The sequence below is a fragment of the Shewanella jiangmenensis genome (assembly GCF_018596335.1).
GTDB classification, from domain to species: domain Bacteria; phylum Pseudomonadota; class Gammaproteobacteria; order Enterobacterales; family Shewanellaceae; genus Shewanella; species Shewanella jiangmenensis.
Genome location: NZ_JAHEPS010000003.1, coordinates 504,004 through 513,416, shown reverse-complemented (window position 1 = coordinate 513,416; position 9,413 = coordinate 504,004). Strand labels below are relative to the sequence as shown.

The 9,413-nt window shown below is 55.4% G+C and carries 7 protein-coding genes, 4 tRNA genes and 1 pseudogene; 6 read left to right on the top strand and 6 right to left on the bottom strand.

Annotation, left to right across the window (positions count from 1 at the left end; translation table 11 throughout):
• From KJI95_RS10940 to gltX, 6 genes and pseudogenes are all read right to left on the bottom strand, one after another.
• A tRNA-Glu gene (locus tag KJI95_RS10940) sits at positions 1 to 58 on the bottom strand.
• A gap of 44 nt (positions 59 to 102) precedes the next feature.
• A tRNA-Glu gene (locus KJI95_RS10935) sits at positions 103 to 178 on the bottom strand.
• A gap of 36 nt (positions 179 to 214) precedes the next feature.
• Positions 215 to 290: transfer RNA gene (locus KJI95_RS10930), tRNA-Glu, on the bottom strand.
• Between the two features lie 36 nt (positions 291 to 326).
• Positions 327 to 417: pseudogene (locus KJI95_RS10925) on the bottom strand.
• 16 nt (positions 418 to 433) lie between these two features.
• A tRNA-Ala gene (locus KJI95_RS10920) sits at positions 434 to 509 on the bottom strand.
• Between the two features lie 104 nt (positions 510 to 613).
• Positions 614 to 2,023, bottom strand: coding sequence for a glutamate--tRNA ligase (gene gltX, locus KJI95_RS10915; protein WP_214507216.1), 1,410 nt, complete (start codon positions 2,021 to 2,023; stop codon positions 614 to 616).
• Between the two features lie 285 nt (positions 2,024 to 2,308).
• On the opposite strand from gltX, the gene KJI95_RS10910 reads away from it, so the two are divergent.
• The 6 genes from KJI95_RS10910 to KJI95_RS10885 all read left to right on the top strand — a co-directional run bounded on the left by KJI95_RS10910 (position 2,309) and on the right by KJI95_RS10885 (position 9,391).
• Complete coding sequence (locus tag KJI95_RS10910; protein WP_214507215.1) at positions 2,309 to 2,536, top strand: hypothetical protein; 228 nt, start codon at positions 2,309 to 2,311, stop codon at positions 2,534 to 2,536.
• A gap of 376 nt (positions 2,537 to 2,912) precedes the next feature.
• Positions 2,913 to 3,950, top strand: a complete 1,038-nt coding sequence (locus KJI95_RS10905) for a TRAP transporter substrate-binding protein (protein ID WP_214507214.1) — start codon at positions 2,913 to 2,915, stop codon at positions 3,948 to 3,950.
• Between the two features lie 84 nt (positions 3,951 to 4,034).
• On the top strand, positions 4,035 to 4,703 hold the full coding sequence (locus tag KJI95_RS10900) for a TRAP transporter small permease (protein WP_214507213.1): 669 nt from the start codon (positions 4,035 to 4,037) through the stop codon (positions 4,701 to 4,703).
• Positions 4,700 to 6,097 (top strand): TRAP transporter large permease, encoded by a 1,398-nt coding sequence (locus tag KJI95_RS10895; protein ID WP_214507212.1) that lies wholly within the window; start codon positions 4,700 to 4,702, stop codon positions 6,095 to 6,097. Before KJI95_RS10900 ends, KJI95_RS10895 begins: the two co-directional genes overlap by 4 nt.
• 119 nt (positions 6,098 to 6,216) lie before the next feature.
• On the top strand, positions 6,217 to 8,019 hold the full coding sequence (locus tag KJI95_RS10890; protein ID WP_214507211.1) for a sensor histidine kinase: 1,803 nt from the start codon (positions 6,217 to 6,219) through the stop codon (positions 8,017 to 8,019).
• Complete coding sequence (locus KJI95_RS10885) at positions 8,009 to 9,391, top strand: sigma-54-dependent transcriptional regulator (RefSeq protein WP_214507210.1); 1,383 nt, start codon at positions 8,009 to 8,011, stop codon at positions 9,389 to 9,391. Before KJI95_RS10890 ends, KJI95_RS10885 begins: the two co-directional genes overlap by 11 nt.
• Positions 9,392 to 9,413: the final 22 nt, after the last annotated feature.

Genomic DNA, 9,413 nt, shown 5'->3' with positions numbered 1-9,413 from the left:
TAGGGGATTCGAACCCCTGTTACCGCCGTGAAAGGGCGGTGTCCTAGGCCTCTAGACGAAGGGGACCCCGGACTTAAGTGTTTAGACTCGCTTAAAAGAGTTTGGCATCCCCTAGGGGATTCGAACCCCTGTTACCGCCGTGAAAGGGCGGTGTCCTAGGCCTCTAGACGAAGGGGACCCCGGACTTAAGTGTTTAGACTCGCTTAAAAGAGCGTGGCATCCCCTAGGGGATTCGAACCCCTGTTACCGCCGTGAAAGGGCGGTGTCCTAGGCCTCTAGACGAAGGGGACCCCGGACTTAAGTGTTTAGACTCGCTTAAAAGAGTTTGGCATCCCCTAGGGGATTCGAACCACTGTTACCGCCGACTCTCTACCCAGAGAAAGTTGGCGGTGTCCTAGGCCTCTAGACGAAGGTGACCCTGGACAAGAGAAGGTGGTGGAGCTACGCGGGATCGAACCGCGGACCTCTTGCATGCCATGCAAGCGCTCTCCCAGCTGAGCTATAACCCCGTACTTCTCTTACTGCATTTGAGTGTGCTGCCAGCGTTGCTGACACCGTGTCTCGACTGCGTGGCGCATTCTATGCAGCACACCAAAATGTGTCAACGCCTTTTTTAGGAATTTATCCTATCTGCTACAAAATCAACCGCTTTGGAGATTCTTTGCTCAGAACGGGCTCTGCCAATGAGTTCAAGGGTAATATCAAGGCCTGGTGACTGCCCTGCCCCGGTCACGGCAACACGCAGTGGCATGCCAACCTTGCCCATACCAATCTCAAGTTCAGTGGCGGTATCTTCGATAGCCTGATGGATAGCTTCACGGGTCCACTCGGTCAGAGCGGCCAGTTTCTGCTGCACCAGCTTCAGCGGCTCCAGCGCGACACCGCGCAGATGCTTTTTGGCCTGCTCGGCATCAAACTCTTCAAAGTCTTCATAGAAATAGCGGCTGGATGCGGCCAGCTCTTTAAGGGTCTTGGCGCGCTCAGACAGTGCAGTCACTACCTCGGCAAGCTTAGGACCATTGCTGGTATCTATCCCCTGATCTTTCATGTGCCACTCCAGGTGCTTGGCCACATATTCAGGATCGAGTGACTTAATATAGTGCTGGTTCAGCCACAGCAGCTTATCGCTGTTAAAGGCAGAAGCGGCTTTATTGATGTCGTGCACATTGAAAAACTCAACCATCTCTTCACGGGTGAAGATCTCCTGATCGCCATGGGACCAACCCAGACGCACCAGATAGTTAAGCAGCGCTTCCGGCAGATAGCCGTCATCACGGTACTGCATCACGCTCACGGCGCCATGGCGCTTGGACAGCTTGGCACCATCATCACCCAAAATCATCGACACGTGGCCGTATTCAGGGATAGGCGCACCAAGGGCCTTAAGAATATTAATCTGGCGCGGCGTGTTGTTGATATGGTCTTCACCACGGATAACGTGGGTGATGCCCATATCCCAATCGTCCACCACCACACAGAAGTTATAGGTCGGGCTGCCGTCGGTACGGCGAATGATGAGGTCGTCCAGCTCTTCGTTGGAAATTTCGATGCGGCCACGTACCTGGTCGTCAAACACCACGCTGCCGCCCTGTGGGTTTAGGAAGCGCACCACGTGTGGCACGTCATCGGCGCGGGGCGCTGCGCCGCGGCAGCAACCATCGTACTTCTGACGTTCGCCTTTGGCGGCCTGCTCTTCACGCACGGCTTCCAGACGTTCTTTGGAGCAGTAACACTTGTAGGCAGTGCCGGCTTTAAGCATCTGGTCGATGATTTCGTTATAACGGTCAAAACGCTTGGTCTGATAGTACGGACCTTCATCCCAGTTCAGATCCAGCCACGCCATACCTTCCATAATCGCATCCACCGCTTCCTGGGTTGAGCGCTCCAGGTCGGTATCTTCGATGCGCAGCACAAACTCACCCTTGTTGGCACGGGCGTGAAGCCAGGAATACAGCGCAGTGCGGGCACCGCCCACGTGCAGAAAACCGGTAGGGCTTGGGGCAAAACGGGTTTTAACAGTCATATCGGACACTAACCTATCAAACGTAACGGCCGGACTCGGCCTAATGGGTCGAAAATTTTATCATTCTACCAGCCTCTTGTCCGGATAGAAAACCACAGCGCCCGACAAAGCGACATTTGCCGGAGGTACGCTCTCAAGCCAGCGCGTTATTTCTCTGCTACTCCTTTAGAGAAGGTCGTACTTTTAGCCTATGCTGAGTAAACCCGGGTACGCTTTTATTTGGCAAATGGGGTACTCGCAAACCGGGTACATTTTGCGCCCCACAGCCCAACAAAGGATAGGTCCATGGCCAACGTCAGCCAGTCAGCCTCACTGGACAGCATTGCCGCTTACCTTAAGCGATTGCACGGATGCGATCAGGAGACAGCCCTGCGTGAGGCACGGGAAATACTGCATAACCTGATGGCCATGCGCCAGAAAGGCTTTATCAACGGTTGGTATTTTGATGAGCGTGGCCACCTCGAGTTACTGCCAAGCGATGCCGTGCTTAAACACCTGAACCCGCCAAAGTAAAGGGTAAATCACAAGGAGCCGCGACATAACAATCAGCAGATGCCCAATAGCAGTTACCGAGCATAAGCCGCGACGAAGCCCCTACGCCCCGCATTTAAAAGTGTATGTCCTCCAAGGAATGCGATTGGGAAATGGGTGGATTTCCACCCATCACACCTCCGTCCCTAGGCGGCATTCCACCCAAAAAGTCCACAGCAGTCACTGCCACATTGCAACAACTCCACAAACAAACACATTATTAACAAACACTTAAACATGTTGCTCTCGTGTTGGCCTGTTACTTGCCTTTAACAAACACACCTCTGGGGGCACCCGTCGTTCAATGTGAGCCCTAAGGAGAAGGACTACAACAGCAATAATTTAAGGAACTAACCCGATGAAACAGCAACAAACCTCACCCCTGCAACGTTTCTTAAGCAAGCCACGTCTCTTCAGCAAACCAAAGCTGGGCTTAGTAGCTGCCCTGCTCGGCTTCAGCCTGACAGCCTGGGCCGAGCCGGTGGAAATCAAATTCTCCCACGTCGTGGCCGAAAACACCCCCAAGGGGCAAATGGCACTGAAATTCAAAGAGCTGGTTGAAACCCGCCTGCCCGGCGAGTACAAGGTCAGTGTGTTCCCCAACTCACAACTCTTTGGCGACAACAACGAGCTGGCGGCATTGCTGCTCAATGACGTGCAGTTGGTCGCGCCGTCGCTGTCGAAGTTTGAGCGTTACACCAAAAAACTGCAGATCTTTGATTTACCGTTCCTGTTCGATGACATGGCCGCTGTGGATGCCTTCCAGCAAAGTGAAGCGGGTCAGTCCCTGCTCAACTCAATGAACCGCAAAGGGATTGTCGGCCTTGGCTACCTGCACAACGGCATGAAGCAGTTTTCTGCCAACAAGGCGCTGTCGCTGCCGGCCGATGCCAAGGGGCAGAAATTCCGCATCATGCCGTCTGACGTGATTGCCGCCCAGTTTGATGCCGTGGGCGCCGTGCCGGTGAAAAAGCCCTTCTCCGAGGTTTTTACCCTGCTGCAAACCCGCGCCATTGATGGACAGGAAAACACCTGGTCCAACACCTATTCCAAGAAGTTTTACGAAGTGCAGTCCCATATCACCGAGAGTAATCACGGCGTGCTGGATTACATGCTCGTTACCTCAGAAACCTTCTGGAAGAGCCTGCCAAAAGACAAGCGTGACATCATCAAGGCCGCCCTCGACGAAGCTGTGGTGTATGGCAACAAGCTGTCGCTGGAAAAGGACATTGAAGATCGCCAGCTCATCCTCGACAGCAAGCGCGTCACTCTGGTGAGCCTGACACCCGAGCAGCGTCAGGCCTGGGTCGACGCCATGCGCCCTGTCTGGTCACAGTTTGAAGAGAAAATCGGCAAAGACTTGATTGATGCCGCCCTCAGCGCCAATAAGCGCTGAACCTTAGGGGCTTCGGCCCCACCCGCCTTTTAACCAGGGACGATGATTGACCATGGATGGTACAAAATCCCGGGGAGAGCCTAAGTGATATCTCGAATTTTTGCCTATGTCGAAGAAGGTGTGCTGAACCTGCTTATCACCTTGATGACTTTGCTGGTATTTGCCGAAGTGGTGGCGCGCTTCTTTTTCAATACCGGCTTTTTATGGATCCAGGAGCTGACCCTGACCCTGTGCGGTTGGTTTGTCCTGTTTGGCATGTCTTACGGCATCAAGGTCGGTGCCCATATCGGCGTCGATGCCTTCGTGAAAAAGCTGCCGCCTGGCCCAAGGCGCCTCTGCGCCATCGCGGCTGTGCTGATTTGTCTTGTGTACTGCGGCCTTTTCATCAAAGGCAGCTGGGATTATTTGTCGCAAATGTATCAGATTGGCGTTGGCATGGAGGATATCGACGTGCCGGCACTGCTGATGAAAACCATGAGCGACGAGTTTGCCTGGGATGTGCTGCGAATTGACCCAGAAGATCCGGCCGTGCCGCTGTGGCTCAGCCAAAGCATTCTGCTGCTTGGGTTTTCTATGCTCACATGGCGCTTTATTGAATTGTCTATTGCAATCGTGCGCGGCACCTCGGTGGGTTTCAGTTTCCATGATGAAGCCAAAGAGAGCATGCAGCTTGCCGATGGCGCCGATATCACGAGCCATAGCGCAGACGATTTGCCGAAAGAGAAAAGCGACAATGACGGAGCCAGGTCATGACCATAGCCACCCTGTTTTTAACCCTGCTGGTGTGCATGCTGCTTGGCATGCCGATTGCCATCGCGCTGGGCTTTTCCAGCATGTTAACCATCTTATTGTTTTCCAACGATTCGCTGGCCTCGGTGGCACTTAAGCTCTATGAAGCAACCTCGGAGCACTATACCCTGCTCGCGATCCCGTTCTTTATCCTGTCGTCGGCGTTTTTGTCTACCGGCGGCGTGGCCAGGCGCATCATCGACTTTGCCATGGACAGCGTGGGCCATATCAAAGGCGGTCTCGCCATGGCCTCTGTGATGGCCTGTATGCTGTTTGCGGCGGTATCCGGCTCATCGCCCGCCACAGTAGCCGCCATCGGCTCTATTGTGATTGTCGGCATGGTTCGCGCCGGCTACCCGCAAAAGTTTGCAGCCGGGGTTATCACCACCTCGGGCACCCTGGGCATTCTTATTCCGCCCTCCATTGTGATGCTGGTGTATGCCGCTGCCACCGAGGTGTCGGCCGCCCGCATGTTTATGGCGGGGCTAATTCCAGGGCTCCTGATGGGCTGTTTGCTGATGCTTGCCATCTACATAGTCGCCAGATTCAAGAACCTGCCTTCCCGCCCCTTCCCCGGCATTCAGGCGCTGACAATCTCAAGTGCCAAGGCGCTTGGCGGCCTTGCGCTGATTTTTATCGTACTTGGCTCGATTTATGGCGGCGTGGCGAGTCCCACCGAGGCGGCGGCCGTAGCATGTGTGTATGCTTACCTTGTTGCCGTGTTTGGCTATCGTGATATTGGGCCACTTAAAAACGTGCCCTGGCGTAAAGACGGTGAAGCCATTGCCGCCGCCATTGGCCGCAACCTCTGGCATGTGCTGCTTGGGCTTTTGAAAACCCCTGCCGACAAAGAAGTACGTCAGGTGGTGCGCGACGGCGCCAAGGTCAGCATTATGCTGCTGTTTATCATCGCCAACGCCATGTTGTTTGCCCACGTGCTGACCACAGAGCGCATTCCCCACATCATCGCCGAAACCATTGTTGGCTGGGGCCTGCCGCCATGGGGATTCCTGATCATAGTCAACCTGCTGCTGTTGGCTGCGGGCAACTTTATGGAGCCATCGGCGATATTGCTCATCATGGCGCCGATTTTGTTCCCGATTGCGGTACAGCTGGGTATCGACCCTATCCATCTTGGCATCATCATGGTGGTGAACATGGAAATCGGCATGCTTACGCCGCCGGTGGGGCTTAACCTGTTTGTGACCGCCGGCATTACCGGACGCAGCATAGGTTGGGTTATCCATGCCTGTCTGCCGTGGCTGGTGTTGATGCTGGGCTTTTTGGTGCTTATTACCTATGTGCCGCAAATCAGCCTGTTTCTGCCTGAGTATCTGGACAGCCTTAAGGGCTTTTAAACGCCCGGGTCCTGGCTTCGCTTAACAACAAAAAGGCGCAGTGACTTGATTGCTGCGCCTTTTTAAGCGAGCCTAAGCCATAGAATTACTGTGGCTTTTTCTGTTGAGAATCAAGCAAGATGGCCCTATCTGCATACAACCTTCGCCGGCTTCGCTATACCCTGCTTGCCCTTATCGGCCTGATTGGGGTGCTGTACCTTACCTGGGTGTGGCAGCTTTACAGCGGCATGCGCGAGCTTGGCGACGGCTCTAAAAAGCAGCTGTCGGAGCTGGTACACCTGCTTGACTCAGTGCTGTCCCGTTTTGAAACCATTCCCCATGTGTTGTCGACCAACCCGGTGCTGGCCGAGGCACTGTTGAATCAACAGGATAAAGAGCGTATTACGGCGCTTAATCTGTATCTGGAAGAAATCCGCCATGTTACCGAAGCATCCGACATCTACCTTATCGATGCCCTCGGCATTGCGGTGGCAGCAAGCAACTGGCAGGAAGACTACTCCTTTATTGGCCAGGATTACTCCTTCAGGCCCTATTTCACCGACGCCATTGCCGGCCGTCAGGGCAACTATTATGCCGTTGGCACCGCCTCTGACAGGCGCGGCTATTACTTTTCGTTTCCAGTGCTGCATCGGGGCAGCGTGCTTGGCGCCATCGTAGTCAAACTGGATGTGGCCGATTTGGAAGAGCAGGCCGCCGGGGTTGCCAAGGCCGGCGGCTATGACTTTATCATCACCGACCCCGACGATATCGTCTTTGCCAGCAACCGCGACGACTGGCGCCTGAACTCACTGACGCAAATCACCAACAACAAACGCAATGCCCTGAATGCAACCAAGCGTTACGCCAAGCGGGCCGTTAAGGAGCTTGCGCTGCAGCCAGCCTATCAGGGGGCAACTGCCACGCCCGGACGCTATCGCATCGGTCAGGGCAGCGCCGCGCAGGATTTTCTTGAAACCGCCGAAGACATGGTCAAGGCCGGCTGGCGGGTGCATGTGCTCACGCCGCTTGCGCCGCTTTATGACGCGCTGCGTCAGGCGCTGCTTCTTGCCGCCACCTGCTACGGTTTGCTGCTGCTGTTTACCCTGCTGCAGCGGGAGCGGCGCTTAAGCCTTGAGCGGATGCAGGCATCGCGTGACGAGCTTGAACTCAGGGTCAGGGAGCGCACCGCAGCGCTTGAGGCCGCCAACACTGAACTGAAAGACACCCAGGATGAACTCATTCAGGCAGCCAAACTGACGGTGGTCGGCACCCTGTCAGCAAGCATCAATCATGAGCTTAATCAGCCACTTGCAGCCATAAGAAGCTACACGCAGAACACCCAGACCCTGCTTGAGCGCGATATGACCGACCGCGCCAGAGCCAACCTTGGCATTATCCTCGAGCTCACCGACCGCCTTGCCGACATAGTGGCCCAATTTAAAAGCTTTACCCGCAAATCCCATGGCAAAGACAGCGCCGTTGACCTGAGTGAGTGCCTGACCCAGGCGCTGACCATAGTTCAGCCCGAGCTTGATAAGCAGCGGGTGAGCCTTAAGGTGGCGCAGCATGGCCATCTGCCAAGCCTCTGGTGCGACGGGACCCGATTACAGCAGGTGCTGGTCAACCTTATCAGCAACGCCGTCAACGCCATGAGCCAGAGCAAAGGAAAGCAGCTTAACATCAGCCTGATAGACGGCGATCCGCTGATTATCCGCATTCAGGATTCAGGTCCCGGGGTGCGTGAGAGCCTGATGGAAAAAATATTCGAGCCCTACTACACCACCAGCGAGCGTCAGGGGCTGGGATTGGGGCTGTCGATTTCACGCAAAATAGTCGAGTCGATGCAGGGGCAAATCCGCCTTGCCAATGCCGCTGAGGGCGGCGCAATATTCGATATCTGCCTGCCGCGGCCATCCAATGACAAGGGACAATATGAGTCTTGATAATCTTCATCATGTTCAGGTGCTTATCGTCGATGACGAGCCGCATATCGGCACAGTGCTTGCGCAGCTGTTTGAGCTTGAAGGCATTCAGGCCAAGGCAACCAACGACCCGACAGCGGCGGCTGCGGCCATTCACGCCGACTGGCCGGGCGTGGTGATAAGCGATGTCAACATGCCGGGGCTCGATGGCATTTCGCTGCTCGGCAGTTGTCAGGCCAAAGATCCGAGTCTGCCGGTTATTCTGCTCACCGGTTTTGGCGATATCGCCATGGCGGTCAGCGCCCTTAAGCAAGGCGCCTATGATTTTCTGGAAAAACCCTTCAATAACGAGCATATGCTCGATGTGGTGCGCCGCGCGCTCGATAAACGGGCGCTGACACTGGAAAACCGCCGCCTGAAAAAGGCGCTCGAATCCCACGCCATCGCCGGACCACGCATTCTCGGGAACAGCCCGGGCATAGTGCGACTGCGCGCGCTTATCGACATGGTGGTGACCACCCCGGCCGACGTGCTGATTGAAGGCGAAACCGGCACCGGCAAAGAGCTGGTTGCCCGCTGTCTGCACGACCACAGCCCGCGCCACAAGGCAAACTTTGTCGCCATCAACTGCGGTGCCATTCCCGAAAACCTTATTGAAAGCGAGCTTTTTGGCGCCGAAGCCGGTGCCTTTACCGGCATCGATAAAGTGCGGGTCGGCAAGTTTGAATTTGCCAACGGCGGTACCCTGTTTCTGGATGAGATTGAGTCCACGCCACTGTCGCTTCAGGTCAAATTATTGCGGGTTTTGGAAGACCGTAAAGTCGAGCGCCTTGGCTCCAACAAAGCGATACCGCTCGATATCAGGGTGGTCGCGGCGACCAAGGTCGATTTGGCAAGCCTTTGTGATACCGGCGAATTTCGCCGCGATCTACTCTATCGGCTCAATCTGGTGACTATCCCTATTCCGCCATTGAAGGAGCGACGGGAAGACATTCCGCTGCTGTTTCTGCATTTTGCCCGCATTGCCTCGGCGCGCTATCACAGGGAGCTGATTTACCCAAGCGCCGACCACCTTGGCCGCATGGCAACCCACGACTGGCCCGGCAACGTGCGCGAGCTGCGTAATCTCGCCGAGCGCTACGTACTGCTTGGGGCCGAGTCGGCCTTTGCCGCGAGCATGGGCGGCAGCGCCGCGCTGCATTCAGGCATGTCACTCATGCAGCGGGTGGAATTTTTTGAGCGGGTGCTGATTGAAGATGCACTGGCGCACAATCGCGGCTCAATCAAGTTGACCATGGAGCAGCTCGATCTGCCGCGAAAAACCCTTTACGACAAGATGCGCAAGTACGAGCTTGACCGTAAGCACTACCTCAATGACGGCGCCGACGACTGACGCAGGTTATTTGTGCGTAGAA